Origin of the sequence: Mesorhizobium sp. M0894 (assembly GCF_040319725.1) — a bacterium.
Lineage (GTDB): Bacteria > Pseudomonadota > Alphaproteobacteria > Rhizobiales > Rhizobiaceae > Mesorhizobium.
This window is the reverse complement of the sequence record NZ_JAMYOG010000026.1, coordinates 27,180-53,890: the sequence shown is the minus strand read 5'-3', so window position 1 is coordinate 53,890 and position 26,711 is coordinate 27,180. Positions and strand designations below refer to the sequence as shown.

General features: G+C 61.7%; 19 protein-coding genes and 1 pseudogene. 7 read left to right on the top strand and 13 right to left on the bottom strand.

The window, feature by feature from the left end; genetic code table 11:
* The 10 genes and pseudogenes from NKH91_RS29750 to NKH91_RS29705 form a co-directional block, all read right to left on the bottom strand.
* Positions 1 to 205: pseudogene (locus tag NKH91_RS29750) on the bottom strand (phosphomannomutase/phosphoglucomutase); the annotation flags it as partial.
* A 476-nt stretch (positions 206 to 681) separates the two neighbouring features.
* Positions 682 to 1,593: a metallophosphoesterase gene (locus tag NKH91_RS29745; protein ID WP_352885272.1), complete on the bottom strand. Its 912-nt coding sequence runs from the start codon at positions 1,591 to 1,593 to the stop codon at positions 682 to 684.
* Positions 1,594 to 1,870: 277 nt separating this feature from the next.
* Positions 1,871 to 2,095 carry a hypothetical protein gene (locus NKH91_RS29740; protein WP_352885237.1) on the bottom strand — a complete coding sequence of 75 codons (225 nt, stop codon included), beginning with the start codon at positions 2,093 to 2,095 and terminating at the stop codon, positions 1,871 to 1,873.
* Positions 2,096 to 2,485: 390 nt separating this feature from the next.
* On the bottom strand, positions 2,486 to 4,033 hold the full coding sequence (locus tag NKH91_RS29735) for a family 16 glycosylhydrolase (RefSeq protein WP_352885239.1): 1,548 nt from the start codon (positions 4,031 to 4,033) through the stop codon (positions 2,486 to 2,488).
* A gap of 935 nt (positions 4,034 to 4,968) precedes the next feature.
* Positions 4,969 to 6,213, bottom strand: a complete 1,245-nt coding sequence (locus NKH91_RS29730) for a glycoside hydrolase 5 family protein (RefSeq protein WP_352885241.1) — start codon at positions 6,211 to 6,213, stop codon at positions 4,969 to 4,971.
* 431 nt (positions 6,214 to 6,644) lie between these two features.
* Entirely contained in the window at positions 6,645 to 7,526 is an 882-nt protein-coding gene (locus tag NKH91_RS29725) for an NAD-dependent epimerase/dehydratase family protein (protein ID WP_352549088.1), read from the bottom strand.
* Between the two features lie 7 nt (positions 7,527 to 7,533).
* Positions 7,534 to 9,150 carry a Rossmann-fold NAD(P)-binding domain-containing protein gene (locus NKH91_RS29720; RefSeq protein ID WP_352592103.1) on the bottom strand — a complete coding sequence of 539 codons (1,617 nt, stop codon included), beginning with the start codon at positions 9,148 to 9,150 and terminating at the stop codon, positions 7,534 to 7,536.
* On the bottom strand, positions 9,151 to 10,329 hold the full coding sequence (locus NKH91_RS29715; RefSeq protein ID WP_352717692.1) for a glycosyltransferase family 2 protein: 1,179 nt from the start codon (positions 10,327 to 10,329) through the stop codon (positions 9,151 to 9,153). It abuts the gene before it with no gap.
* The gene (locus NKH91_RS29710; protein ID WP_352549092.1) at positions 10,317 to 10,544 is read right to left on the bottom strand and encodes a hypothetical protein; all 228 of its coding nucleotides are present in this window, start codon (positions 10,542 to 10,544) and stop codon (positions 10,317 to 10,319) included. The genes NKH91_RS29715 and NKH91_RS29710 overlap by 13 nt, the downstream gene beginning before the upstream one ends.
* The gene (locus NKH91_RS29705; protein ID WP_352885244.1) at positions 10,544 to 10,930 is read right to left on the bottom strand and encodes a hypothetical protein; all 387 of its coding nucleotides are present in this window, start codon (positions 10,928 to 10,930) and stop codon (positions 10,544 to 10,546) included. The genes NKH91_RS29710 and NKH91_RS29705 overlap by 1 nt, the downstream gene beginning before the upstream one ends.
* Positions 10,931 to 11,276: 346 nt before the next feature.
* Here NKH91_RS29705 and NKH91_RS29700 point away from each other — a divergent pair, with 346 nt between their 5' ends.
* The 7 genes from NKH91_RS29700 (at position 11,277) to NKH91_RS29670 (ending at position 22,270) form a co-directional block, all read left to right on the top strand.
* The gene (locus NKH91_RS29700; protein WP_352885246.1) at positions 11,277 to 12,833 is read left to right on the top strand and encodes a glucosamine inositolphosphorylceramide transferase family protein; all 1,557 of its coding nucleotides are present in this window, start codon (positions 11,277 to 11,279) and stop codon (positions 12,831 to 12,833) included.
* 765 nt (positions 12,834 to 13,598) lie between these two features.
* Entirely contained in the window at positions 13,599 to 14,507 is a 909-nt protein-coding gene (locus tag NKH91_RS29695) for a glycosyltransferase family 2 protein (protein WP_352885247.1), read from the top strand.
* 7 nt (positions 14,508 to 14,514) lie between these two features.
* Positions 14,515 to 15,660: a glycosyltransferase family 4 protein gene (locus NKH91_RS29690; RefSeq protein WP_352549099.1), complete on the top strand. Its 1,146-nt coding sequence runs from the start codon at positions 14,515 to 14,517 to the stop codon at positions 15,658 to 15,660.
* Complete coding sequence (locus tag NKH91_RS29685; protein ID WP_352951026.1) at positions 15,657 to 17,636, top strand: putative glycosyltransferase family protein; 1,980 nt, start codon at positions 15,657 to 15,659, stop codon at positions 17,634 to 17,636. The genes NKH91_RS29690 and NKH91_RS29685 overlap by 4 nt, the downstream gene beginning before the upstream one ends.
* A gap of 43 nt (positions 17,637 to 17,679) precedes the next feature.
* Positions 17,680 to 18,381 (top strand): hypothetical protein, encoded by a 702-nt coding sequence (locus NKH91_RS29680; RefSeq protein ID WP_352549103.1) that lies wholly within the window; start codon positions 17,680 to 17,682, stop codon positions 18,379 to 18,381.
* 15 nt (positions 18,382 to 18,396) lie between these two features.
* On the top strand, positions 18,397 to 21,003 hold the full coding sequence (locus tag NKH91_RS29675) for a glycosyltransferase (RefSeq protein ID WP_352885251.1): 2,607 nt from the start codon (positions 18,397 to 18,399) through the stop codon (positions 21,001 to 21,003).
* 301 nt (positions 21,004 to 21,304) lie between these two features.
* Entirely contained in the window at positions 21,305 to 22,270 is a 966-nt protein-coding gene (locus tag NKH91_RS29670; protein ID WP_352549107.1) for a methyltransferase domain-containing protein, read from the top strand.
* A 305-nt stretch (positions 22,271 to 22,575) separates the two neighbouring features.
* Here NKH91_RS29670 and NKH91_RS29665 read toward each other — a convergent pair whose 3' ends face one another.
* The 3 genes from NKH91_RS29665 to NKH91_RS29655 form a co-directional block, all read right to left on the bottom strand.
* Positions 22,576 to 23,574 carry a carboxylate--amine ligase gene (locus NKH91_RS29665; protein ID WP_352549109.1) on the bottom strand — a complete coding sequence of 333 codons (999 nt, stop codon included), beginning with the start codon at positions 23,572 to 23,574 and terminating at the stop codon, positions 22,576 to 22,578.
* Positions 23,575 to 23,839: 265 nt separating this feature from the next.
* Positions 23,840 to 25,132 carry an NAD(P)-binding domain-containing protein gene (locus NKH91_RS29660; protein WP_352717768.1) on the bottom strand — a complete coding sequence of 431 codons (1,293 nt, stop codon included), beginning with the start codon at positions 25,130 to 25,132 and terminating at the stop codon, positions 23,840 to 23,842.
* Positions 25,133 to 25,255: 123 nt separating this feature from the next.
* The gene (locus NKH91_RS29655) at positions 25,256 to 26,545 is read right to left on the bottom strand and encodes a GNAT family N-acetyltransferase (protein ID WP_352885254.1); all 1,290 of its coding nucleotides are present in this window, start codon (positions 26,543 to 26,545) and stop codon (positions 25,256 to 25,258) included.
* Positions 26,546 to 26,711 lie beyond the last annotated feature (166 nt).

Here is a 26,711-nt window from a genome sequence, read left to right as displayed (position 1 = left end):
CGGCACCCAGACGGCGGATCAGCGTGCCGAGCCCCATGCCGAGCGCCTGGACGCCGATCAGATTGAGCTCCGGCGGCTCGTTCGAGCCGGGATGGCCAAACCACCAGCGCGCATCATATTCGCGAAACCCGGATGGCTTGACGAGCGCCGAGGTTTCGAATTCAAAAGTGTTTGGTCTGGCTTGGCCGACTATGTTCAAGGTCACGGTTTCTGCTCCGCAATTGCGGGCAACAATGCTAGCACGCTGCCGGGCGCAGGCCCCTTCGGGAATGGGGGTAGCCCCAACGCCCTGGTTCGCCCCCCTCATTCAACAGGACCATGCCTGCCGATGGCCGAAAGGATCTCTCGTCCAAGCGTGGGTTTTGTATTCTGGAGGTGCTTCCTGCTCAGGCGCTGACGACAAGGGTGGGCTGCTAGATGCCGCTGACCGCATTCAAGTTCCCGTTCCGCGAGAATGTCGACGAAAGGCGTTTCGGACGCCTGGCTCGCCTTCTCAATGGCATTCACGTGTAATCGAGAGGGATCAGCGGAACTCCGTCTGTCCAGGGAAAGGATGATGGACTGCGCCGCGTTCGTCTTGGAGGCGATGGGAACACGGCGAACCGACCGCATGTACACGACCATCAATACCCTCACGCGGAACGGTCCGCGGACGGCAGGTCTCTCTGGGGACAGCAGATGTCATTCGTCGACAGGACGAGAGGACGTTTTGGGGCCGATATCGACGACCATGATCTCCGGGGACACGCCGAAGCGCACCGGCAGCCACGATACGCCCAAACCCCCGGATACGATCATGTGCCGCCCACCCTCGACGATATGCCCATAAGCGAAGCGCTGTCCGTAGGCTGAATTGATGATGGGGGGGCCGATGAATGGCAAGCGCACCTGTCCGCCATGTGTATGGCCGCATAACGTCAAGCTGACACGGTCAGGGACAGTAATGAAGATGTCCGGTTCATGCGCAAGGAGCAATATCGGATTGCCGTCGTCGGGTATTCCGGCCATTGTTCCAGGCAGATCGTCGACGCCCTTGTACACGCCGCGAGAAAACTGCATGGCCCACTGGTCGCCAAGACCCGCGAGCCAGAACGCTGAGCCATCCTGCTGCCGGATAAGCGTGGCGGTGTTCTCGAGGACCGGAATTCCATTGTCGACGAGGGCTGCGCGGACGCTATCGGCACCGTGCCACCAGTCGTGGTTGCCGAGAATGGCGTGGCAGCCGAGTGGCGCCGAAAGTTTCGAAAGTGAATTCCCCCAAACAGTGTCGGGCACAATCCCGGTGGCATAGCGCGGCCGCACGCCCATCACATAGTCGCCGAGGAGAAGGATGATATCGGGCTGCAGGCTATTCGAAACACCGACGATCTGGTCGATCCTGGAAACCGGCATCCAGGGCTCGCAGGCATGGATGTCAGCGACCACGACGACGCGCAGGGGCTTGGCAGTCGTCGGCCAGCGCGGCGGTAGGAGCTTGTAGTGAGTGACACGCAGTCGAAACCGAGGTTCAATCGCGACGGCATAACTGGCCAGAGCGAATGCCGCGAGCGACATGGTGCCAAAGAGTTCCAGGAATGACCGCCGCGACGTCAGCACTTGTATTTCCCAGCACAACGAGGTCGGTTTAGAGGTCGCCACGAATTCAGCTGCGGCAGCCCGACCAAATCAACCTGTTGGAGGCCTCGCGGCTGAATAGTTTCCCAAATCGGCGTCACCTGCAAGCATTGGTGTGATTGCGCAGGGGAGGGAGCTCGGGTTACGACACCGTCAACCGCTCCGACTTGCGACTGATCTCGGACGGATGGTGTAGTTCCATTCCGGATGGAATGGGTCGCCTTCAGATCGTCGAACGCCTCCATCTCGGCATCGCTCACTTGATACCTTTCGTCGGTCGCGGCATCGACTGCGCTTCCAGCTTCAGGCCGGTGACTGCGATCAGCTCGACCACGCCTATGCGTTCGACAAGGGGCCGTTCACGCCAGGTTTGCGTGATGTGGCAGACCAGGGTTGTTCGATGTTGCTCCACATGTGCCCCGCGAATAGGATCCAATGTGGAGCGCGAGGCCTGTCTCGCGAGCCCCTCGGACCGCTCCATCCAACGCGCGCCATGATCTTGGCGACACACGATAGGCAGCGCCGCAAGGGCTTGGGAGAGATGTCTCTCGATGACCGAAAGACCAGTTCCTCTCGCCGCCACGGCGTCAGACAGGTATTCTTGTGGATGTTCATTCGGATCCTCCGGTGAGTGCTGAAGCTTTGCAACCCCAGTCTCCTCGGTTCGGTCCGAATGGACAACCTACAGAAAGCTCACAACTAGAGCCTGTTCCATCCCGATGGCATCGGGATGGAACCCCATCTCTTTTTTGAGCAGATCTTCTCCGAAAACGGGGCTCCCGCCTTTTGCTACGCTGACTTCGGTTCGGGATCATGGCTCTGAGGTGCTGTTTATCCAGTCCTTATTTGGCCACGGCAGCCCCGCGTTTCTTCAGGTCACATAGAATGAGGCTGCGCCGAGCGAGAGATGTGGGGAAAGGGTGGCGAACTGTATTTGAGATGCGCCGCCGGCCCCGTCACTGTCGAAAGAGAGCGCCCCAGTTTCACTGTTGTAGATGATATGATCGGAACTGTCATGCGCGGCTGCACCAACAAAGAAAGCTTTGGATGGAAGTCCTCCCGACTGAAGCCCGGCAAAAACGGTATCGCTCAGATGGAACGTATCCTGGGAGCGCTTGAAGTCGGTGATCTTATCGACATTGCCGGCTCCAAGAGCAGTATTGAACGAGAAGGCATCGTGGCCTCCGTAACCGGTCAAGACGTCGGGGCCGAGCCCGCCATTGATGACATTGTTGCCGGCATTGCCCTGGATGGTCTGGGCGAACTCGTTGCCGGTGAAGGATATCGCCTTCGTGCCGGACGGGTTGCTGGTGGCGAGATGTTCGATCTCCGAGCCAGCCGAAAGCGCATAGCTCACCGAGGCGATCACACTGTCGTTGCCGCCGCCCACTGCCTCAACCACCTTCTCGTTGGCATTATCGACATAATAAGTGTCGTTGCCGCCATAGCCGATCATCGTGTGGCCGCTGTTTCCATGCAATACATCCGCACCGCTGGTGCCGTACAAGGTGCCATCGCTGGTGCTGCCGGAAGTTGGGATAGACCCAGTCTCGGTCCCGGTCGTCCCAGTGATTGGGGGAGCGACGTTCGCGCCCGCGACGGTGTCGCCGCTGCCGGCCTTTTGATAGAGCTGAATCTCATCGACCTGCATCTGCATCGACGAAGGGGTCGAGCTGTCGAGAGCCGTGTGCCATCCGGCCGTGTTCGAATTCGCGACTCCATTGTTCATGATCAATTCCATCGGCTCATTCGGGATCGTCGCCTGTGCGCTGGTGACCTGCGCCATCTGCTTCCCGTCGAGATACCAGGTGATCGATTTACCGGGATCCCAGTTGATGCCGTAGGTGTGGAAGCCGGCCGTGAGGTCGACGCCGCTGTCGATGCTCGCGCCGACCCATCCAGATGGGCCGTGAAGGTGCCAACTGAAGTTATTGTCAACCGGGCCGGAGCTTTCGGTAAACCCGCCTTCGTGCATATCGATCTCGAAATTGTCGCCGCTGCTGCCGGCGCCTTGGCCGGGCAACAGCCAGAGGGCTGGCCACGCGCCGTCGCCGCTCGGCGCCTTCATGCTGACCTGAAGGTAGCCGCCGTTGAATTCGAAGTTGCCGTAGCTGCTGACTGCGCCGGACGTGACCGGGAATGTCTGTGCCGTCCCATTGTTTATGCCGCTGACGGGCTGTTTGATCGCCGTGAGATTCAACTGCCCGTTGCTCACGGACACTTGGCTCGGCATGTCGTAGTCGGCATAATACGTCGCGCCGACGCCGCTGCCTCCTGATCCATTGCTGTTCCATGGCCAGCCGTTGGCGGCATTGCTGGTGGTATAGGTATGCCAATCGCTGTCGAGCGCCGTGCCGGAGAAGTCTTCCTCGAAGACCAAGTCGCTAGACGCAAAGCCTATGGGGGCGGAAAGAGCCATTCCGTGATCCTTATTTGGGGTTGAAAACAGGGAATTTCGACGACCGCGCACCCCGAAGGCGCGACATGCCGCATGCTCGCAGCTAGGCACCGCGAACGGATTTCAAAGTAGCAGAGCTTTGGAAGTCCTCGCTCAGACATTGTTGTCGAGCGAGCTTAACGTTGAACTCGCCATCGAAAGTGAGGTTTGGCGGCGGGAATGCCCATCAGGCCCTCCCTTGAATCGGTGGCGCTGCCGACGCACGCAAAGTGTTCAACGGTTCGAGCCGCAGCCGAGTTGAAGTCGAGCGCAGCACTTCCGGCGGACGCACCGCCCCGCTTGCCGTTTAGTAGAAGCAACAGTAGATCCTTAGTTCATTTCGCTTTTTATTTTTTATTCCACCTGCGCCCTAAGTAAAACGCAGGCATTTTCGCTTCATGACTTACATCGCACCGTCTTGTACCACACGTGAAGTGATTATTAAGGACAATGTACGCAAGCCAAGCGACTTTTACTGCCATTTGCGGCGAGAATGAGGCTGGGCGAAAACTTATTAACACCTTCTAATACAGGAGATGCGGCCTGTCGAAATGGCGGAACGTGGCCCTAGGGCGCGCGGACGCTTCGTCGCCGCGGGACGGCCCGCGGATTGTCAAATTTGAACCGCGCAACCAGTCGCCAAAGCTCCACCTTGTGGCCGTCTGCTAACCGCCTGGCGTGCTCTTTCGCCGCATCGTCGTCTGTGCAAGCAAGGTTGACCCCCCATAAGCTGGCCGTGTTCGTCCAGAACGTAGACACGAATGCGGCATCGCTTGTCCTGACCGGCGACAACGTTCTGACAGTCAGCCTCGCTTTCACGCGCGGAGCGCCCGTTGCGTGCGGACGGACGCGACCGCGCAGTTCAACTCGTGCCAGCGGTCGAGCGTGTGCGCACAAATGACGACGGAGGGCTTCAGTCATGGGACTTGCGGGCTGAGTTCTAAGGCCCGGCTGGTTTCGCGGGTCTGCGTCGCCCGAGCCGTGGCGGCTTTGAGGATGTTCCAGAGCGCGCTTCCGTCATTGTGGACATCGAACTGGTCGTATTCGTCGACGGGATAGTGTCCGCTGTCCTGCCGCGACACCAGCCGCCACACGATCCAGCCGGCGCAGTTGCGATTGCGCGTCAGCGTGTCGAGCCACATGGCGTAAGCCTCGGCGAAGTCCCGATTGGAGCGGGCATAGCCGAATTCCTCCAGAAGGACCGGCTTCTTGGCGCGGGCCGCCAGCTGGCAGAACTCGGTAATCATGTCGTTGAATTGCTGGACCGTGAGGTCGTAGTAAAGCGGGTAGCCGTGCCAGGTCCCGAAATCGAGGGACGGGATCGTCAAATCGGAGAGCTTTTTGAGAATGTTGGCGTTCCCTGAGCTGACAAGGTGATTGGAATCGAGGGACTTCACGTAGGCCGACATTTCGGCAGTCCAGGCCAATCGCAAGGCCTCTGGCTGCGCATTGCCTTCGTTCATCAGCTCCCAGGCCATGATGGTTGGATCATCCCGGTAGGCGAGCCCGGTGAGCGGGTTGACCCTCTGCACGACGTGGCTGACCCAGCTCTTGTAGTCGCGCTTCGTGCGCGGATCTTCGAAGAAAAACGTGGACTCGTCCCGGCTCCCATACCAAGCCCGCATCTGCTGGGCGCCACCCGTGTAGTTCCAGAAATCCAGGAAGCCGATGATGAGCCTCAGGCGTCGCTTGCCGACCTCGGCGATGAGGAAATCAACCTTCTGCATGCCCTTGGCGCCGTCATTGATCGCCATCCCGTTCGTGCGAGGGTCCCAGGAGAGCAGGTACGTGCCTCTCACCGCCAGATTGCTGGCATCGGCCTCGAGCCGCCAGTTCCAGATCGTCGCGATGCTTCCGTCTGGCGACCCGATCACCGGCTGGAGGAAGATGCGAACCACATTGGCGCCCATCGCCACCGCGTCCTCGAGAACGCGGGTGACCTCATCCTGCGACCCGTAGGTCAAATAGTGGTTGTTCACGCCGGTCACGAAGAACGGCCTGCCGTCGACGGTAAACTCCGTGCCCGAGGTCTTGATGAAGGACGTTGCCGACAAGCTGTCCGCGGCGCTCACGGCTGCCGGAACAGATAGCAACGCGAACACCAGCACGCGCAGTCCGGCGTTGCGCAGCTCACTTTTCACTCGTTGCCAGTCGACAATCATCCCGGCATGTGGCTCTCACCGGGCGCCGAGTGCAACGGCCCCGAAGGATTACCTCCTCTGGCTCCGGGGTGCGATGCGCTCATGCTCTGCGGGAAGCATTATGGGACAGAAGCACGCCGCAGCCTTGCCGGGATGGCACGGGTTGCCCCGGCGGCCTGTGAGGCGAGCGCTGCTCTCGCGAAGGAAAAGGGGCATTTCCCTCTTTACGATCAGGAGCGGTATCTCGCCCGCCCCTTCATAAGCCCTTCATAAGGGGGCTGGACCGGGATTGTGCGTGACGCGATCGCAGCAAACGGCATGCGCAACCGCTTTCTTCTTGCGATCGCGCCGACGGCACATTTCGCTGTGCGGGTAATATCTCTGGCGCATCGAGCCGGTTTTCGACCAGGAGTGTTGATGCAACGTCCTAGATTATCAAGCGATGTCCTAGATTAAGGTCGATCGCCGTCCAGCGAGAAGCACCGAAACTCAATTCCGAGCTCCTTGAGCCGCTCTACGCCGGGAACCTCTGCCGTCGGGTGCACGAGCCCAAGGATTGAATCGGATCGGAAGGGTAGGGGGAGATGCAGGGCCTCAGCTGCCTTGAGGACGCCACTGACAAGCTGCCAGGGCACGGGGACGGCGCGCAGTGTTCTGCCTTGTGACGCGGCGATTTCTTTCATGAGCCGTCGGAACGGTACCGGTTCGGGGTTGGCCAGCCCTACCGGTTCCGGCAGGGGCATGTCCGACTCGACAATACGCACCATGGCAGCTGCCATGTCCGCCTCATGCACGGTGAACTGATGGGAGCGTGCCCCGATGAGAGGTGTGACCGGCAGGTTGGTGAGCTTGCGCAGCGCGCCTATCATCCCGCCCCAACCGGGGCCGTACACCAATCCGAGGCGGGTGGAGACACCTCCCAGACTGCTAGCGGTGCGCTCGCAAGCTAGCTTGGCCTGACCGTACAACTGTCGAGTTCCCTTATAAGCGGACATCGAGGAGATAAAAATGACCCGGCGAACCCCTGCGTCGGCGGCATTGCGGAGGAGGTGCTGCGACCCGGACACATTGACACCCCACACATCGCCGGCGCTGACGAGAGTCAGGTCCCATGCACCGTGGATGAGCACATCTAGGTCGCTGAATGCGGCCGCCGACGGCGGGCGCTCGATCTCGTATGGGCGCCACTCGCCGACGCCGACCGTTGCGGCGGCAGATTCGGAGGTCACCCGGTTCGGACGGGCGAACGCGATGACCTCATGCCCTTCTTCAGCGAAGGCGGCACGCAGGATGGTCCCGACATACCCGTTAGCTCCCGTGATGCCGATCCGCATTGAACGCTCAACCCTTCAGTTCCATCGCTTCGCAGGCGATGCGATGAGAATTGGCCATCACCGTCAGGGTAAAGGTAGTAGCTGGAACATTTGGGAAAACGGACCCGTCGATAAGATGGATCCGGTCCCAGCGCGCCAGCCGCCCGAGGCGGTCTGTCGTAGCATTTCCAGTATCCGGCTCACTGGCGTGGGGAAAGCTGCCGCCAAAGTGGTAGCTCTTGGCCCCGCCCGACCACAGCATCTTCCGCGTGATTGGCCACAAGTCAAGGTAAGGTGCCGCCCTCCAAATCCGCTTTATTACGTCAGAGAGCATCAGAGGCACGTCTTTGCCCCTGGCCTTGGCCCCGCTGAAGCCCTCCGAAGTGAGCGTGATCTGGGGAAGCTCGTCAGGAGCTGCGGGCACCCGGGCGGTGACCCGGATCTTGGGTGATGCCCAGGACGGCAAGTAGCCCAGGCCTACCGTCAACCGGCTCAGGAGCCGATGCGTCGCGAAGGCGGCGGCGCGGTGTTGGAGGAAGCCGGGTAGCGCATCGTAGTACGCCTGGTTGAACGGATAGAAGTGAATCTGTGAGACATCGAAGCCCTCATCGTCCCGGGCGATGACCATGTTGAACTGGTTGAGCGTGAACTCGGGCCTTATACGTGGGTCGGGGGTCGGCTTCACGGATATCATTGGAAGAATGAACTGAGCCGATTCCGAAAGATGTACCGGCTGGTCCGATCCGAGCGAGCCCAAGATCAGCCGAGTGGTCCCAATTGCTCCGCAGCCCACAAAGATCCGGTCGGCTGTGAATCGCTGGATCCGGCCGCTGGACAGATCCCGGGCCTCCACGATGGCTGTGTCGGCCTCCTGGTCGACTCGCACCGCGAGCAGCCCGCTGTGGTAGTCGATCCTCCCGCTGCGCCTAAAGCGGTCGAAGCTGTGCGAGGCCGAAAAGACTAGCGACCGCGGGCACCCGGTCATGCACAGGCCGCAGGGCTGGCATTCGGGCGCTGAGAAGGCGAGCCGGGCGCGGCCTATCGCTATTCCTGTGGAGCGCACACGATCGCGGTGCCGGTCGTAGTTGGCCAGGACCATCTGCGTCCGCGGTGCCAGGGGCGGAAGGGGGTCCGGGGATCCGATGAGCGGGAACCACTCCTCGAGATCGTCGGACTCTCCAGCGAAAGGAATGTGACCCAGGATGGTCCGATAGTGCTCTTGCATATCCGAGAAGCCGAACGGCCATCTTTTGAACGTGGCGGCGCTGAAGGGCATAATCTGGGCCCCCCAGACATTGCTGAACCCCCCGTAGGCGCTTGAGATGACAGCTGAGTTGACTCTACCCTCGCAGTGGACGCCGTCGAGCTGGCCCTTGTTGACAAACGGGAAATCGGATCCATAGCTTCTCTTTTCCGGCAGCGAATCGGACCGGACCTGCTTGGGTTGCAGGCTGACCCGGCGGACGTCCTCCTCATCCCAGTCGCCGACACGCAGCTTGGACAGCCTGGAGATTACCTCCTGCGTCTCCGCGTCCAGCACTGTGCCCGGATCGAACACGGTTATCTTCTCATCCGGCTTCTCGGACAGCGCCAACACGGCGGCGGCTGCAGCTGGACCCGAACCAATGATTATCGAAGACGGCATTTATTTCCCTCGCCCACCGGCTTGCGCGGCTGTGTCCAGCATCTGCTTGGTTGCCTGTTGGCGCTGCCGGCGCATTCGCCGCGCCAGTTCGATCCGGCCGGCGACGTGGCCTGCCGTGGCCAGCCCCACGCCAGCGATTATCACCGCGGACCGGGCCAGCCCGTGGGCATCACCCTTGGCCGCTTGCGAAATCCCCCGCGGTACGCCCTTGGTCAGTGCGTACCAGACGAAGCGGGCCTCTGCACTCAGTGTGGCGGCGTCGCCCATCTGGGCGAAGGCCTCGACCTTCCCCTTGTTGACGAAGAAGCAGCGGCGCCAAAAGTACTTCCAAGTCGCCCGTGAGGCGGGTACGAAGTGGCGGACGGTCGCCGCCGGTTCGTAAATGACCGCCGCACTGCCCTTGATGTGCGCCACGCGGTGGCACATGTCCATGTCGTCGTGATTGTCGGAGTGGAACCCTCCCACCTGCTCGAGGAGGGTCCGCCGGACCGACATGTTGGCTCCTATGAGATGAGCCAAAGGGCCTCGGCTGGTCGGGAGGCCGTCATAAGCGCATCCGAACACCCAGTCGAACTGCACGGGGAACCAGGCCGGGCGGCCAGCCTTGAAAACCGGCATCGGACGCCCGCCGACGGCGCCGATGCGCTCATCCTGGTACGGGGCGGTGAGAATCGCGAGCCAGTCCTTGTCGGCCGCTGCATCGTCATCCAAGAACGCCACGATGTCTCCGGCAGCTGTCTCGGCTGCCGTGTTTCGGGCCGACCCCAGGTGCCCGTCGTACTTGTTCTGGATCACCCGTATCGGAGGGGTGGATGCGGCGAAGTCAGCCCAGTACGCGGCACAATGGTGGAAAAGGGTCTCATTATGGTCGATGCATACGATGATCTCGCAGGGTTGCAAGGTCTGCTCCTGAACCGACGCCACCGACTGAAGCATCAGCTCCCATCTGTCCACGGTGTAGGCACAAATGATCACTGAGATCGTGGGGGAGGGCGGGACCTGCCGGTGTTCGCTGCAGACGTGATCCTCGGTCTGCCCGGTTTTCGATCCAGGCTGATCGGTTGTGGCAACGGCAACGTCATGATCGCGGCGGGCGCCATCGATACTTAGCTTCCGGACGTGGCCCTCTTGGCCACCGCCAATCGGCAGATAGGATTGCGCACGCATCAAGATACGCATCCACGAATTCTCCCGACTTGAGCTGCCAATGTCGGCCCAAACTCTTCGATAAACGGTGCGATGGTCTTGGTTTTGACAAGCCAGGCTTCCACGCGCTGGATTCGGCCCACCCGGAAACCTGTTTTCAGCATTAAGACCACCAGGGCCGAGGTTTGCGCCACAGAGCCTCGAGGCGGCCGCCCGGCACCAAGCACGCGCGGATCGGCGTAGGGCATCAGCAACTCGTCCAGCCAGCGCTCGCGAGATCGCCGGCATCGGCCTCGAGCCGCCAGTTCCAGATCGTCGCGATGCTTCCGTCTGGCGACCCGATCACCGGCTGGAGGAAGATGCGAACCACATTGGCGCCCATCGCCACCGCGTCCTCGAGAACGCGGGTGACCTCATCCTGCGACCCGTAGGTCAAATAGTGGTTGTTCACGCCGGTCACGAAGAACGGCCTGCCGTCGACGGTAAACTCCGTGCCCGAGGTCTTGATGAAGGACGTTGCCGACAAGCTGTCCGCGGCGCTCACGGCTGCCGGAACAGATAGCAACGCGAACACCAGCACGCGCAGTCCGGCGTTGCGCAGCTCACTTTTCACTCGTTGCCAGTCGACAATCATCCCGGCATGTGGCTCTCACCGGGCGCCGAGTGCAACGGCCCCGAAGGATTACCTCCTCTGACCTCGCACGGCCCGTCGTCGTTCGGGCATAGTGGTGCTTAGCCGATTCCGGTCGCTCGAGTATGGACCCGTGCTGTCAGACATCGCTCCCAACCAAGAGTTCGGCTCCTCGTATTGGCGAGTCCCCGCGGTAGTAGCAGGTGGGAAGTATTCTCGCGCTGTGGCGAGCGCTGTGGCTTTTTATCTCCCTCCCTGGCTCGCGGGCCCGCCGACAGCTGGCAAGGCGCCTCGCTCGAGGTGGTTCTCGTCAAAGCTGTCGTCTTGTTGAAGCCGCCGTGAGAACACAATGCGCATTTGCTTGAGTCTCGATCCGTCGCGGCCGCTGCGCTGGCATCTGTGGCTGGCAGAGGCGCTTGCTGAAGTGCCCGGCAACGATATCTCCTGCGCTTTCGCGACCGGCTGCCGCCCGCTGCCGTTGATCTTCCGCCTGCTGCTCGAACTCGAACGACTAGTCTATGGCTTACGTGTCAACGGCGCCACCGACCCCGTCGAGGCGGCGCTGCGATCCCTGCCGCCGCCTCTGGCCGACCAAGTGGACGTGGTGATCGATTTGAGCGGAGAGGAGCCCCTCCCGTCGGGGCGGCGCGTGCTGACGCCGCTCTTCAACGGCGTACCCGGCGAGATCGGAGTCATGGCGGCCTTGGCGAATGATCAGGACCCTCTCGTCGACCTGCACGACACGGCGCGGCCGTCGCAGCCGTGGATGGCGCGTCCGGCCCGTGTAGATCGTGAAGTGTTCGCAGCCAGCCTCGATAGCGTCCTCTCCTGCGCTGTGGCGCTGATCCTAAAAGCCTTGCGCGAGGAAACCGGTTCAGCCGCGTCCGGTGTCTCCGGCCCACGCACGGCCGTGCCTTCGCTCGGCGCGCTTCCGGCCCTTGCAAGAGCGACACGCACAGTGACATCGAAGGCAATCAGGTTCTTGGACATCCTGGCGAGAGGCGGCAGGAGGTGGGGGATTGGCTGGCGCTTCGACGAATCGGCGAGCTTGCTCGACAAAGGCGACGCAGCATTCCGGGTGCTTACCGGGGACACCGACAGCTACCTTGCCGACCCGTTCCCGTTCCGGCACCAGGGGCAGGATTTCATCTTTGTCGAACAGTACCTCTACTCGAAGAAACGGGGGTGCATTGCAGTCGTGACAGCGAACCGGAACGGGACCGCCGGCGCACCCCAGATCGTCCTGGAGGAACCGCATCACCTCTCGTACCCGTTCGTGTTCGAGCAGGATGGGCAGATCTGGATGATCCCCGAATCGGGGGCGGCCAAGAATATCAGCCTCTACAGGGCCGTGGAATTCCCTTACCGGTGGACGCGGGAGGCCTGCCTCATCGAGGGCATCGAGGGCTACGACACCACGCCGCTCTGCCACAAGGGTGGCTTCTGGTTTTTCGTCAGCCCAAGGCTGTGGAGGTCCACGTCCTGGGATGTCCTCAGCCTCTACCGTGCCGAGAGCCTGACCGGGTCCTGGACGCCCCATGCCGCAAACCCCGTCCTGCTCGATGCCACGCTCAGCCGCCCTGCAGGCGCCGTCATCCGACACGGCGGACGGACGCTACGCCCGGTCCAAGACTGCGCGCGCGGCTATGGCGGCGCGGTGACGTTCTGCCGGATCGATGCGCTCGGCGAGTCGGAATTTGCCCAGACACCGGTCGGTCGCATTCGGTCCGGAGCGTTCGGGTGCCACACCTACAACCGGCGGTCCGGCCTGGAGGTGATCGACTTGTTCGGTCATATCGGGGGTCTACGAGAGGTCACGACCTCGTATCGGTTGCTTGTATCCGATCCGCCGGTCTCGGGACCGCACGGGCAGCACCTCTCCTGGCCGGTCTCGCGTCCGGTTTAGCTACCCGTAGCCAGCTGGCCTAGCGAAAGGTACCCCCTGCGAAGGGCCGGGCGCGCTCAACCCTTCTCGGACACAGAACAAGTGGTAGCTCGGAAATCACGGCCGAGTGAAGGAGCGAGCCAACCTGCACGTCGCAGCTTCTGGCCAGTGGCAATGTCGGCGTTGCGCGCGAGGTTCATCGCGCCGGCGACCTTCGCTGCATGCTGCACCGCTCGCTTGGTAGAGACTGTCGCTCGAGATCCGGCCGCGGGTCGATGATTGTCATCGCTGGCGTTAAAGGCATTGCGATGTTGTCGGCTCCAGAGGTCGGACCTACGGGTTTGGCAGCCCTGCCAGCGTAGCTGCTGAAGGTGATCGGTGCCGCTGCCGTATCATCTGCGCTGGCGTTTGGGCCGGAACCACCCTGAAGGGATAATCACAAAGAGCTAATCACCTATTGTGCTTTCTAACCATCTATTGTGCTTTCCATTGCGGAGCCCCATTAGTAATGTTCTTAGTAATGTTCGCATTGCTCAGACGAAGAGAGGGAAGTCTCTTTCCAGAGAGGGGAAATCTCTTTCCATCGCTCATTTTTATTTCATCTCATATTTGTTTCATCATGTCGTGGAGTCCGCATATGCTTAGAATAAGCACATCCGGGGATGTCGCTGCCATCGAAGCTGGCACCTACGGCTTGTCGCTGGCGGCGCATTTGCGTGCGCGCAGTGTGGAGCACCGGATTTTGGATTTCATCGGTCCCTCCGCCGCGAATGGCTTCGGTCCCACGTGCCGGTTCCGGTCCGGGCCCCGTCCTCTCGCCCGAGACTTGTCGGCAGTCCTGGCTCGCTTCCAACCTTCGCCGCTGGTCCGACGGCTCGACCGCACCGTGCTGCCATGAATGCCCCTGTCTCCAGCATCGTCGCCCGCGGCGCTGCCGTGTCGACGCCTGACCCAATCAGCGTCGCGCTGCGGCGGTCGCTGACTCTGCCCCGAGTCAGCTTTATCGTCCCGACGCTCAACGAAGCCGAGAACCTACCTTGGCTTCTACCGCGCATCCCCAACTGGGCGCACGAGATCATCATCGTGGACGGTCGTTCGACGGACGACACAGTCGCGGTCGCGCGCCGCCTGCGCGAGGACGTGAAGGTTGTCATGGAGCCCCGGCGGGGCAAGGGCGCCGCATTGCAAGCGGGATTCCTGGCCGCCACAGGCGACATCATCGTCATGCTGGACGCCGATGGCTCCATGGTCCCGGAGGAGGCGATCGTTTTTGTCAGTGCGCTGATGGCCGGTGCGGATCTGGTCAAGGGCTCACGCTTCCTCCAAGGCGCCGGCACCAACGACATGTCGCTGTTCCGAATGCTCGGCAACTGGGGGCTGACCCTGATGGTGCGGCTGCTCTATGGCGGTTTGTTCTCCGATCTATGCTACGGATATATAGCCTTCTGGACCAAGCACGTCGCCACGCTGAACTGTGACTGCGATGGGTTCGAGATCGAGACCCTCATCAACGTGCGGGCTTTGAAGAACCACCTTATCATCGTCGAGGTGGCGAGTTTCGAGGCTTCGCGCATTAGCGGTGTGAGCCATCTGCGCGCCATCCCGGACGGCTGGCGCGTTCTCAAGACCATCCTGCGCGAAAGGCTGCACGAACAGCACAGGCGAAATGCGAAAGCCTATGATGCCGGTGGATAAGCCCCGAATGCGAATCCTGATGGTTGCCGCTCGCTGCTATCCGTTCATGGGCGGTATCGAAACTCACATCCAGGAGGTCGGTCCTCGCTTGGCGGCGCGTGGCCACACGGTCGATGTGCTCACCACCGATCCCTCGGGGGAATTGCCGGTGGAGGAGGAGGTGAGCGGCATGCACCTGCAGCGCGTGCCGGCCTGGCCGAGGGAGTTGGACCTCTATGTGGCACCTGGCATCTATACCGCGATCCGGCGCGGGGCTTGGGATATGATCCATTTCCAAGGTTACAGCACCTTCGTGGTGCCGATCGGGCTGCTCGCGGCGGTCCGCGGGGAGGTGCCGTTCATTCTGACCTTCCACAGCGGCGGACATTCCTCCCGGCTGCGCAACGCCGTGCGCGGCACCCAGCACGCGCTGCTTCGGCCGCTGGTGGCCCGGGCCGCGCGGCTGATCGGCGTCTCCGAATTCGAGGCCAACTTCTTCAGCGCTAGGATGCGCCTGCCGCGGGAGCGGTTTGTCGTCATCCCGAACGGTGCCGCAATGCCCGCTGCGAGCCCCAGCGTTAAGATCGATCCGCACCTGATCGTCTCGGGCGGCAGGCTGGAGCGCTACAAGGGCCACCACCGGGCGATTGCGGCCTTGCCCGAACTGATCCGCCGGGTGCCAGACGCGCGACTGCATGTCGTCGGAACAGGCCCGTATGAGGGAGAATTGCGGCGCCTCGTCGCGACACTCGGCCTCGAGAAGCGGGTCACTATCGCGAGCATCCCCGGATCCGACCGGCAGAAAATGGCTGACCTCCTGGCGAGCGCCGCGCTATTCGTGCTGTTCAGCGAATACGAAGCCCATCCGATCGCCGTGATGGAAGCCCTGTCGCTGCGCCGTCCGGTCCTCGTCAGCAACACGTCCGGTCTGGGGGAGCTGGCCGCCAATGGCCTGTGCCGGGCGATTCCGCGCAACGCCGGTCCTGGAGAGCTGGCCGCCGCCATGGCCGAAGAACTGAAGGCCCATCGGCAGGTCCCGGATTTGGCGCTGCCGGACTGGGATGCCTGCGCGCAAGCGCTGAGCAACGTTTATTGTGATGTCCTGGGCAGCCGATCCACGGTCCGCTTGCCCCCCGGCGGCGCGACGTCGTGGCCTCCTGTGCGGAGGGCATGACGCTGATGACGCCGGCTCATTTCACCGCAGGAACCAGGATCAACCCGCTCCAGGCCGGGATACGATTCGTCTCGGCCGTTATCGGTCCCGACCTTCGCGGCGGCAGCGCCGGTGACCCGCCGCAACGCGCCAATTCCGGATGGATCGCGGTTCTGTGCCTGACGGTCGCCACGGCTGTGCTCCTGGTCGTGGCCGGGCACGCGGCCGGACGCCGGGGCTATGACGTGGCGCCGCCGCTCTTCTGGTCCGGTGTCGTCCTTCTGGTCGCTCCGACCTGCCTTCGCATCGCCTGGCCGACGACAGCCCGTGGTGAGCGCCTGTTCCTGCTCTTCCTGCTTGCCGAAGCCCTGTTCTACTGCAAGATAGTCTATTCCCCGACGAGCTTCAGCGGTTATGACGAGGTCTTGCACTGGATCTCGGCCGAGGATCTCGTCACGGCCCGCCGGCTGTTCCTTTCCAACCCGCTTTTCCCGATCGGGCCAACGTATCCCGCCCTGGAAATCCTGACAACGGCGATCGTCGATCTGACGGGACTTCCCTTGTTTGTGTCGGGGACGCTCTTGTTGGTCATCCTCAAGGGGACGTTCATCGGTGCCCTGTTTCTATTCCTCGAGAGCATCGCCGGATCGCCGCGTATCTCGGCCATCGCCTGTCTGGCCTATATGGGCTGCTCAACCTTCTTCCTGTTCGATTCGATGTTCTCCTACGAGAGCCTTGGCATCGTGCTGTGCGTGCTGACCTTCGCGGTCGAAGCAGCGTCCAAGGATCTCGTCGGGCGACCGAGGCTGAAGTCGCTCGGGCTGATAGCCTTGCTGTTGGCAAGCCTGGCGGTCACACATCACCTCTCGGCCGCCTTCGCCGCCATCTATTTCGGAGCGCTGGCGGCCCTCGAGGCCTTGCGCCGGCACGACCCCCTGCGGATCAAGACCAGCATTGCCGTCGGCCTCGCGGCGATCCTCGCCATAGCCCTGCCGTCCCTGTGGGTGCAGGCCCGTGGCATCCCTCTCACAGGCTATCTCGGCCCGGTGATCGAGTCCGGTTTCGACACATTGCTCGGGAAGATCCTGGGCGCGCCCACCCCGCGGTCGGAGCACCTCGGAGCGCCGGACAAGGCCCTCTACATGCGGCTGACCACCTTGCTGGCGCTCCTGCTGGTGGCACTCGGACTGGCAACGGGATTCTTTCGGTCGCTGGCCATGGCAGCGCCGAGTGGTCCGCGCTCCGGTTGGCGTCCGATCCAGGACATTCTTAAACGCCGCTGGCGCGACAGCCGCCTCGTGCTCCTCAGCTTGCTGGCCTTCGGGCTTCCAGTCTCGGTCGCCTTCCGACTGACCATCGCTGGATGGGAAATCGGCAACCGCATGGGAACGTTCGTGTTCATCGCCGTCGGGCTGGTCGTCGCGGTGAGCATCGTCCACTTCTGGCAGGGCCGCACGCCACGCGGGTGGCGCCGCGTCGCACCGGCCGTTGCTCTGGCGGTCATCGTCCTGGGCGGCGTCACGAGCTCTTCAATTAGTCCGATCCATGGGCGCTACAGGGTCTCCGCAGATCAGGAATCGATCGAGCCGATGGGGATCGAAACGGCACGCTGGGCCAAGGAATGGCTTGGTGCGGGCAACCGCTTCACCACCGACCGCATCAACCGCCTTTTGCTCGCGGGCTATGGCCGGCAGGACGTCAGGGTCACTATCGTCGAAGGGATCGATCCCGCGCGCATATTCGAGTCCGAGACATTGGGGCCCGACGAGTTTTGGGCCCTGGCGGGAAGCGACATCGATTTCCTGCTGATTGACCTGCGCCTGACCACGGCTCCGCCGGTGCTCGGCTTTTACTTTCAGCCGTGGCAAGGGCAGCAGGGAACGCCGCTCTCGGGCGCAGCGCTGCTCAAGTTCAATGACGTCAAGGGCGTCGCCCGCATCTACGACAACGGCTGGATTGTCATCTATGACGTGAGGGGATTGCATGAGAATTTGTAGCAAGCGGGACCTTCTGGCCGCGTGCCTGTGGGCGGGGGCTGCGGTGGCGGCCGTTGCGGTCAGCGACAGCGTGCTCCTCCGTACTGCCCTGGGCGCGCCCATGGTGTTCCTCGTCTCGGGCCACACGGTGCTGCGGGCCATTGGCATCAGGACCACCTCCGCGTTGCAACACCTCGTCTACGCTGTCGGAGCAAGCCTCGCCGCCGGCATTGCCGGGGGCTTTGCCCTGAACGCCGCAGGCTTCCTTACGCCGCTCGGCTGGGCGCTGTGGTTCTGGGCCGTGACGGCCACCGCGGCGTTGGTGGCCGCCGGCCGCCGCGACACTCCCGATCTGCCAGCCTGGCCGGCTCCGGTGCGGGTGCGGCTCTGGCAGGGCGCCGCGCTCATCCTAGCGGTGCTTGTGGCGACCGGAGCCTATGCGTTGGCCGTCCGGGACGAAGCGACCTACCGGGAATTCAAATACACCGAGCTCTGGTTGTTGCCATCGGCCAGTGGCGAGTCCGGCCGGATCACCGTCGGCATCAGGAGCGCTGAGACCCAAGCTCAGCGATTCGACCTGGAAATCACCCTCGACGGGCAACCGTTCGCCGTCTTCCGATTGCTCACCATCGCGCCGGGCGAGACGTGGGCGCGGGAGATCCCGGTGTCCATTTTGGCTACCCCGCAGAAGGCGGAGGCCCGGCTCTATCGGCCGGAAGACAACCGACTCTATCGCCGCGTTTCGACGCTGGTGCCGCGCATCTGAAAACGAGGCTCGACCATGCGCATCCTGCTACTGTCGCAGTTCTATCCTCCGGTGATCGGGGGAGAGGAGCGACACGTCCGCAACCTCGGCGCGGCGTTGGCGCAGCGGGGCCATCATGTCAGCGTCGGGACCTTGACGCATCCCGGATCGCCCGAAACCGAGCTGGACGGCGCGGTCCGCGTGCACCGCCTGCGCGGCACGCTCCAGCGTCTGTCAGGCCTCCACACCGATCCCGAGCGCCGCCACGCACCACCTTTCCCGGATCCCGAACTGGTGCTAGCCCTGAAGCGGCTGGTCGCCCAGGAGAGGCCGGACATCGTCCACGCCCATAACTGGATCTACGCGTCCTTCCTGCCGCTCAAAAGTCTGAGCGGGGCACGCCTCGTGGTCACGCTCCACGATTACGGCCTTGTCTGCGCCAAGAAAAACTTCATGCACTTGGGCGCCCATCTCTGCAGTGGCCCAACGCCGGCCAAGTGCCTGCCCTGCGCCACAGGGCATTACGGCGCCGTGAAGGCAGCCGCGACCACCATGGGCAACTGGGCGTCGAGCTTCGCCGCTCGGCGTGTAGTGGACCGCTTCATCGCGGTGAGCCACGCGGTGGCGCGTCACACCGGACTCACCAAAGGCCGCGCCCCTTACGAGGTCATCCCCAACTTCGTGCCCGACGATGTCGGGCTGCTTGGCCCGGAAGATCCCTGCCTGCGGGAGCTACCCGGGGATGGATTCATCTTGTTCGTCGGCGACATGATGCGGCTCAAGGGCATTGACGTTCTCCTGCAAGCCTATGCCGGCCTGGAGCGGGCGCCGCAGCTGGTCCTGATCGGGCGCCATGTCGCCGACACGCCAACCGAATTTCCGCCGAATGTCCGAGTCTTCACTACGTGGCCGCATTCCGCCATCATGCATGCATGGCGGCGCTCACTGTTCGGCGTGCTGCCATCGGTCGGGCCCGAAGCCTGCGCAACGGTCATTATGGAAGCAATGGCGTCAGGCAAGGCTGTCGTCGCAACCGATGTCGGCGGCATGCCGGATCTCATCGATCATGGCGAAACAGGGCTTCTCGTGCCCCCAGCTGACGCGCATGCCCTGGCCCACGCAATGCAGACACTTTTGGAGGACCGCGCCTTGCTGGCCCGCCTGGAGGCGACAAGCCTCGCCAGGGTTGGACGCCTCAAGGCCGGAGCGGTCGTGACCCGGATCGAGCAGGTCTATCAGGACGTCCTGCGCACCGCGGCCAGCAGGTCCCCGGTGCCGGCGCAGCAAGGCTCGGGAGAGCCATCATGCCTGCAGGTAGATCTCGCCGGGATGGCCATTATTCGCGTGCGCCGGGAGCTTCGAATGTGCGCAACGCTAGTCATGAATACCGGCGCTCTGGCGATCGGAACGATTGCAGCGGCCGGTCTTGGGTTTGTTTATTGGTGGCTCGCGGCCCGGCTGTTTGCGCCGGAGGTGATCGGCAACGCCTCCGCCCTCCTGTCCGTGATGGCGCTCTTCGGCCTGCTGGGGGAGGCCGGGCTCGGGACCCTGCTGATGGGTGAAATGGTACGGCATCCCGGCAAGGAGCGCGGCCTCGTGGCCGCTGCAGCATCCGTCGGGGTCGCGCTGGCGGTCGGCCTGGCCTTGTTGTTTGTCTTCGGGGAGGCGTACCTCAACAGCTCGACCGGCCCGATCCGCGGCTGGCTCGAGGGTATTGCGTTCGTTCTCGGCTGCGGCCTGACCGTTCTCGGCATTGTGGCCGATCAGGCGTTCATGGGCAACCTGCGCAGCAGCAGCAAGATGATCAGGCAAGTGCTGTTCTCCACGATCAAGCTGATGCTGATCGCCGCCGCCGCGTCCGCCGGCTACGCCTCCAATGCAGCGCTTCTTCTGACCTGGGCGGCCGGCTTGCTGGCGTCCTGTATCGGCGTCGATCTCTTGACCCGAGGCGGTGCGCGTCGCCTCGTCGGGACCCCCGATTTCCAGCTGCTCCATACGCTCCGACGCAAGGTGTTCGACCACTACTCGCTCGATGTGGCCTTGCAGGCCCCGATCGTCATCATGCCCTACCTTGTGCTGGTTCTCCTGTCGCCGATCACAAATGCCGCCTTCGTGCCGTTGTGGATGCTGGTCTCCATGGCCTCGTTGATTCCAGCAGCCATGGCCACGATCCTGTTTCCCGTGGTCAGAGCGAGCCCGAAACAATCCAGACACGACTTCCTTGTGTCGCTCATGGCGTCATTGCTCTTCTCGCTGGCTTGCGCCGTCTTTGTCTTCATCTATTCGCAAGAGATCCTTGCGGTCTTCAATCCGGCCTATTCTGAGATCGCCGGTTCGAGCCTGCGCTTCCTCGGCTTCAGCCTGTTGGGATCAACGCTCAAATTTCATGCCTGCACGCTGGCGCGGCTGGGCGACAGGATGCGCAAGGCATCTCGCTGGTTCGCGCTTGGAGGATTGCTGGAGCTGTGCTTCGTGGTCGCGGGGGCGAAGCTTGATGGACTTCAAGGCCTGGTCCTAGGCTGGACGCTCGCCGTCAGCGTCGAGGGTGCATGTGCGGCTCTCGTTTTGGCCTTTGCGACGAAACTGAATTCTGCCGCCGGGCCTGTACACGAAAGCCCGACCGCGTCGCCGCTCCAGACTTGAGGAAACCGCTCATGGTGCAGGGTTATCGACGGCAACTGGATGGAAAACAGCCTGCCTCCGAAGGTCCAGAGAATTTGCAGAAGGAACAACAAACCAGTCGCAGCAGAGAGGCAATCCCGGCCGTGGTGATCATGGTAACGGCTGCGGCGTACACGTCCGCTTGGTGTTGCCGCCTGCGGCAGAAAATAGAGGCTCGCATCTCCCAAATGGGGGGCTCCTGTGCGCGCGTCCGAGTGAAGGCTTCCGGGCCGAACCAGGATGAAGATTCAACCGCCAGCACTTGCTAGCAACTGGAGGCAAGGTGGACTCGACAGCCAAGTTACTCCCCCATGGGCTATTGCGCTGCCCGCGCTGTAAATCCGGCATTGCGGTTGTTCAGGCGGGTGCGCCAGCACGAGCCTTCGTATGCCAGGCCGCCGATTGCGAAATGTCGCAAGCTGGATTTCCGGCTCTCGACGGCATTCCTGTACTGGTTGACTTCGACAACTCCGTCCTGTGCCGGGAGGAGGTGCAACTTACCGGGGGTAGCTCTTACAAGGAACGCAGCGCGGGCTTTCTCCAGAAGATCCACGGCTTCTTCTGGCGATCCGCCGGCCCGACCGCCGCGAATGCCGACCGCTTCATCGCCGAGGCGAAGCACCTTGATGCCCATCCCACCATCCTGGTCATCGGAGGCGGCACAATCGGCAGCGACGCGGAAGCGCTTTATCGAGACCGCGATCTTAGCTTAATCGGAACGGATATTTACAAATCCGACCTCACCTTGATCATCGCGGATGGGCATCAGCTTCCGTTGGCCTCGGGTGCGATCCACGGCGTTTGGGTCCAAGCCGTCCTGGAGCATGTTCTAACGCCCGAGCAGGTCGTCGCCGAGATTCATCGTGTTTTAGTCGCGGACGGGGTGGTCTATGCAGAGACGCCCTTCATGCAGCAAGTCCACGAGGGGGCCTACGATTTCACCCGTTTCACCCCAAGCGGACATCGTTGGCTGTTCCGCCATTTTGACGAGATCGACGGCGGCATTACGCGTGGCCCCGCGATTGTGATGCTCTGGTCCATCCGCTACTTCGTCGGCTCTCTTTTTGGGAGTTATAAGATCGGCACGATGGCGGCCACGGGGCTGTTCTGGCTTCGTCATTTCGAAAGACTCTCCCAGCCGGGATATGCAGCCGACGGCGCGAGCGCAGTCTATTTTCTTGGCCGCCGTTCGGAGCGTGCAATGAAACCGAAGGACATCATTGCCTACTACAAGGGCGCGCAGCGATAGTCGTCTCTGAAGAAAGCGCTTGAGCTCTGATTCAAGCGAGTTGCCGAGCTGCGCCGGTCTTGACGAACGTCCGGATCAAAGCACGTAAAAGCTCTGCGAGCCAACGCAGGAGCTGGCCGAAGTTGTAGTTGGCAGCGGCGAGCCTGCGGGCCATCGCGATCGGATTCGTCGGCGTCGAGCACTTTGGCGGGCCGTCGTGCCGCGCGTGCAACGAACTATCCGCGGCCTTCGGCAGATGCCTACGTTTGAGCGCTCTTGCGGATCGCCTCTTTGTTGACCGGCGAGTCGGGATAACGCTGAGCCAATCAGCACCTAAACTCTGATTGTTCTTTTCGGTATGTTGAAATCGGTTCAGTTTTGATAGCGCGCCAGATCACACGGCGCAGCGTTTCTTTCGCGGCTTTGGCTGACTCCAGTAGCGCCGGACCTGGATCGTCCCAGCGCCAGTAGGCGTTGTGAATCCGATGACTCGGCGGATAGAAACAGCCGGCGCCAAGGAGCCGGGCCGAGATGAAATCCCTGAATTCATCGCGCCAGACGTGCGTCGGATCAAGCTCTAATGGTGGGTGTGGCTGCCCGGCGGCGTCGCAATAGCCGACATGACAGAGATTGACGCCACAAAGGGCGGAGATCTCCACCTGCCCATCGATCCGGCCAACGGTTGGCTCAACAAATCGAAATACACCGTCACGCTGGTCGCGCTTGAATTCCATGCTGGCGAACCCGTTCGTCAAACCGATTGATCGGAAGAAACGGATTGTCAGATCCTCCAATTCCTCGGCGACTTCCGGCGCCGCCCAGCAACTAGCGGTTACGCCGATTTGAGGTGGCCAGGAACGGCCTTTGCGGCCTGTAAAGGCGACCGAAGCACCCGGGCGCAGATAGCACAGGCAAAAGTAGATGGAGTCATTCGACCCCTCAATCCACTCCTGAACAATCACCTCCCCCACCGCGTCCAGCACTCGCTCGCAGAGCAACCGAGCATCGGCTTGGGTTTCGATGCGATAGGCCTTCTTGAACGAGCCATCATACGCCGGGGAACGGCTGTTTGGCTTCACGCACAACGGAGGCCGAAGGTCACGCAGGCCAATCAAGTCACCATGGTTCTGCGCCAAGAGGGTTCTTGGCACCGGAAAGCCACCGCGCTCGGCCAAACGAAAAAATGGCTCCTTCAGCGTTAAGTCGACCAGCAGTTCGTGGAGTGGGAGTTGGAAGCTGAACCAGGGAGCTACACGGTCACGGTACCGTGACACAGTCAAAAGTGGACGGTCATCGGCAAATATTATCACACCTTTCTGAGGCATTACTTCTCGCAATCTAACTAGTTCCTCCACGAATTCTTCGCCGTTAAATGTCGAAACAATAACTCTTTGGGCATACCGCGATACAGCTGACACATCATACCTTGTCTCAACTACTACAATCGGCCGCAGTCCCGCTTGAGCCAAGCTGCGTACAGCGGACAGGCCGTTTATTCCTCCTCCTAAGACCACGGGTGTCGGTGCGCCATCGGCTGCTAGAGTGTGTTGCCGCGGATTTATCACGTGACTAGGCATGATAGCCCCAATCCTAGCGAGAAGACTGACTTCCCTTGATTGGTTCAAGGCGAGCGTCCACATTTCCGGCTGAAGTTGTCGGCACAGTGGGCCGATGCTGCCCCGCTCGCCACGGCCTAGGCCGCAGGCTCGCTAGGTGCCTTGATATCGTGCGAGAGGTGAAGCCGGTGCCAAACACGAAACGCATGACCGGTCCAAACGTCGTAGTCGATACATGCCCGACGAAATACAATCCCGGGATGGACGACTCGAAATTCGTGGACAGCCTGGGAGTTTTTCCGACAAGACGCAGCTGTTCGACAACTGAAGAGCTTAAGAAAGGAAAACGACGCACGTCGGCCTTATATCCCGTCGCCGCGATTACATGATCTGCCTCGACGACGTGAGCGTTGCCGTCCATGGAGAGTAGTTTCAATTGTACTCCGTGCTCTGATAATCTCACCTCCCGCGGCGAGCGTCCCACAAGCAAAGGAATGGTTGCTGCCCGATCTTTCATTGACTCCCCTCCGGACGGCGAGGGAAACTTTTCTGCCATTTCAAGTCGATAGTACTCGGGAAAATACCGAAACAGCCAAGGCCAGTCCGCGAACAGTCGATGTCTCCAACCCGGGCCGATTCCAGAAACGGGACGTGCCAGGCGGCGTAGCCCGGGGTGCGAGCCTGAGCCTCCCCACCGACCACTGTAAATGATGGCCGGCTTGCGCGAGATAAGCTGAACGTCGACCCGCGCTTCGTTCAAGAGCACCGCTATATCAATTGCGGATGCTCCGCTTCCGAGTACCGCAACCCGCTGCCCCCCGAATCTTTGGAGGTCGTGAACGTCAGCGGCATGCGAAAGCTTATCGGTGGGCAGTCGGGAGAACAGCTCGGGGATATGGCGGAAATAGGTCAGGCCTGTTGCGATCACCACCTTGCGCGTCCTGAAGGATAGCCCGCTCTTCATGCGAAGATCGAATCCTTCTGGAGCCGGAACCAAGGAAACGAGTTCCTCGTCTTCCACGTCCGGCACGCAGCGTTTTTGGAACGCCAACCCGTACGCGGAGAATGTTTCCAGCGGAATTGGAAGATCCAAATGGTCATAAGGACTGCCGTGCTCGATGCAGAATTGCCGAAGAGTAAAAGCATGCTCGGGATCAGAAAGGTTTGATGCGAACCCAGCTGACTTGAGCAGCATGCCTTTCGGCATCTTGCTTTTCCAGCTCTCCATGGGGCTGCCGATTATCCGGCAGTCAATGCCCAGTCCGCGCAAGTGTGCGGCTACCGACAGTCCATAGGGGCCAGCACCGACAATGGTCACATCGCACATCGTATACAAAGCGCACCTCCTGTTGATCCTCGCCTGCCGAAGGCCCGCACCCGCCGACCACATATCCAAGAACCTGCTACCAATACTTGACATTGAGTGGCGGGTCCTTTTTTGGCCGACGCCTCAAGCCGCGGCTTGTTTCATCCGGGCAACAATGCGCCCCAGCACCCGCTTGGCACCGCGCAGCTTTGCCTCGATGCGGCGCTCCGGATTGTCTCTGCCTATTGCGATCCACTTCATGGGATGCTCCGCATTGGCCAGGTGGGACTTGTGCCCGGAGAAGCCTGCCAGAAAATCGTAGCCGCATTCCCCGCGTCCGATGCTGTCCTCAATAGCCAGAACATGGCTGATAAGCCCGGGCTTGAGCCGGCCGTCGCGCTCATACAGAAAGCCGCTTTGGTAGTTGTAAACACGGCCGTCATGCACGAAATTGTACAGGATCCCAATTGTCTGGTCCCCAGCCAACGTCCGTGAGATGCGGACGGTCCCGGTGGGAGCTCCGCGTGCAATGAGCTCCTCGTGAAATCGACGGAAGCTCGGATTGGCAAAAGCCCCCTTGCGTCCCCACCGCGCCTGATGAAGCTCGGCGAGCAAATCAAACGCGGCGAGCGCCTCCGATGTCATTTCCATAGTCCGGAACGCAATGGGGCCGCGTTCCGCATATAACCGCATGGCACGGCTTACCGCCTGCCGAGTATTGCGGCCCAATGTGGCGCGGTAATTTCCGCCTTTCTGGCGGACTTTGGCGAAATCGATCCACCGTGCCGTATCTTCTGCTTTCACCTCGGTAAGGAACCCGGCCCGGCCCGCGGTGCGACAAGCGGCCAACTCGAACTCCGGTTCAATTCCGGAGAGCACCAGTTGGTCAGAGTGGCGCAAGTGATGCGCCAAGGCCTCGACGCATGCCACTCGAGTGGCATCGGCCAGGGATCGCTCCGCAAGAATATCATTGTACTCGATGAACAATCGATCGAAACGAACATCTCCAGTTTCATTGAGCAGCCAACGCGCCCGCGCATGCCGCCCGAAACTCCACGCCCTCCGCCGGCAAATAATCGCCAATCCAACGATCCTGCTTGACGTCCGAGCGATTAGAACATGTGGTTGCGCGCCCCCCGGCAGATGCCGCAGCCAAGTTCCGATCCAGAGCCAGGACAGATAGAACGAGTGAGTTGCTCGCGCTTCGAGCTCCCTCCAAACGGTCTCGAGTCTCGCGATGTCCGGCAAGGCCTCCACGGTAACGTCGATGACAGTATCTTGGCGCATGGCTTGTTCTACTGAAGCCACACGATAGGGTTCCGCACCGATGGCTGAGACATCAAGAGGTCCTGACATACAGCCATCTTCCTGATCCTTTGCGCCTTGCGGCGGGAATGCCAGGAGTATCCTCGCTGCGAGCTGCTGTTCGTCCATGGAGCACTCGGGGTTTTCCTGTTCGGTGAAGACTTCATGTCGCTGGAAGCGAAGATTTGGGAGCGCCGGAAGTGTAGACGCTAGCGCAAATATCCGCTCGAGCGTGCGCGCCGGTCGTGACAAAATTCCGAAATCTTTGACCAATCCCGCTTGATGGGCACCTGTG